Here is a 1,672-nt window from a genome sequence, read left to right as displayed (position 1 = left end):
GAACGCCTCGCACCCATTGATCGCATCATCATGCTCGTCCTGCTCTGCGAGCTCTACAACGTTTCGGACGCGCCGGAGCGCGAGGCCGTCCTGCGGCTCTTGCCGGATGATACGAGCTTGGCCGCCCTCGAGTATACCTCCCTCCTGATGGCCCTGCGGGCGCCTTCGGCCTTCGAGGCGGCCCAAGCGCTCCACAGGATGGCGCAACCTGCTCGTGCCATGCGCCAGAACGGCCTCACCCTCGAAGAAATTGGCGGGTCGTCTCCCGCGCATCACATGGCGGGAGACCTCGCTGCGGATATTCAGGCGTGCAGGAATGGCATTGCGCGCTGGTCGGAGATCCCACGATCTTTGCTGATCTATGGCGAGCCGGGCACTGGCAAGACCGTGTTGGCGCAGGCCATCGCGCGGTCGGCGGGCGTGGCAATTGTCATTGTGAGCGTTGGGGAGTGGCAGGCGAAAGGACATCTTGGTGACATGTTGGGCGCCATGACCAAGTCCTTCGCACAGGCCGTAGACATGCGTCCCTGCATCATTTTCATTGACGAAATCGACTCATTCGGGTCCCGAGACGCCTCAGACAGCGAGCGTAACAGCAATTACCGACGGCAAGTGATCAACGCGCTGCTCAGAGAAATCGACAAGTTTCTAGTTCTCGATGGCACCATTCTTCTTGGGGCGTGCAATTCAGTAGACACGCTCGATCCTGCGATCGTCAGGCCCGGGCGCTTTGATCAGGTCGTCGAGCTCACGCGGCCGCCGCTCGGGCAGATTGCCCACATGCTTCGGCAGGTGTTTCCCGGTGCCGCGGATGTGACGCCACTGGCGCAGCTCTGCGCCGGCCGGACGCCGGCCGCGATCGACGCGACGCTTCGCGCGGCGAGGGCCGCGGCCCGCCGCGACGGGGTCCCCTTCGATGCCGACTTACTTGCGGCGCAGCTGGGCGGCGGGCGGCCGGACCACCCGGCCTTCGAGCGCCGCATCGCCCTGCACGAGGCCGGGCACGCCTTGGTCGCGGCGGTGTTGCTCGGCCCGGCGGCCGTCGAGCGCGTGGTTATCGGGCAGGAAGACGGACGGACGATGCGACGGTCTGCAATCCAGGAAGGGACGCTTGAAGAATTCGAGCGTGAAATGATGATGCTCATGGCCGGCCGTGCCGCGGAGCGCCTTGTCCTTGGAAATGTCAGTGCTGGCAGCGGTGGTGGTCCAGGCAGCGATCTCGAGCGCGCGACACGCCTGCAGCTGTTTTTTGACAGGCAAGCTGGGCTTGGAATTCACGGTCCCGCCTGGCTCGGAGAGGCTGATATGTCGCGGGTCTCCGAAGAGTATTGGGACCGCGTGCGCGTCAAACTCGAAAAGTTCGAGCGCATGGCGTGCGATCTTCTGGAGCCGCACCGAAATCAGCTTGAGCGCCTTGCCGCGGAGCTGCTTGTCCGGCGCGAGATGAATGCTGAAGAGCTGCGACCCTGGCTCAGCCAACTGGCCCTCGAAGCCTGATCCCTGCCTTTCTCCCTTCAAGAAACTTCGGAATACCTCACGTGTCATACTCTTCTCAGGGCGCTTCCGGCGCCCTCTTTTCCCAGCTCTACCGTGTCCTGCCCGGCCGTTCCCTCAGCATGGTCCCGAATGGGCCAGGACTTTACGCCTTCACAGCCGATGGCAAGCTGTATTT

General features: G+C 63.5%; 1 protein-coding gene. It reads left to right on the top strand.

Features of this window, described 5'->3' with window-relative positions; all coding sequences use genetic code 11:
• The coding region (locus BLR51_RS27005; RefSeq protein WP_131821924.1) for an AAA family ATPase at positions 1-1,497 on the top strand (1,497 nt) is incomplete at its 5' end.
• Positions 1,498-1,672 lie beyond the last annotated feature (175 nt).

The sequence above is a fragment of the Salipiger marinus genome (assembly GCF_900100085.1).
Taxonomy (GTDB): Bacteria; Pseudomonadota; Alphaproteobacteria; order Rhodobacterales; family Rhodobacteraceae; genus Salipiger; species Salipiger marinus.
The sequence above is the reverse complement of the archived record's forward strand: the minus strand, read 5'-3'. Positions and strand labels throughout refer to the sequence as shown.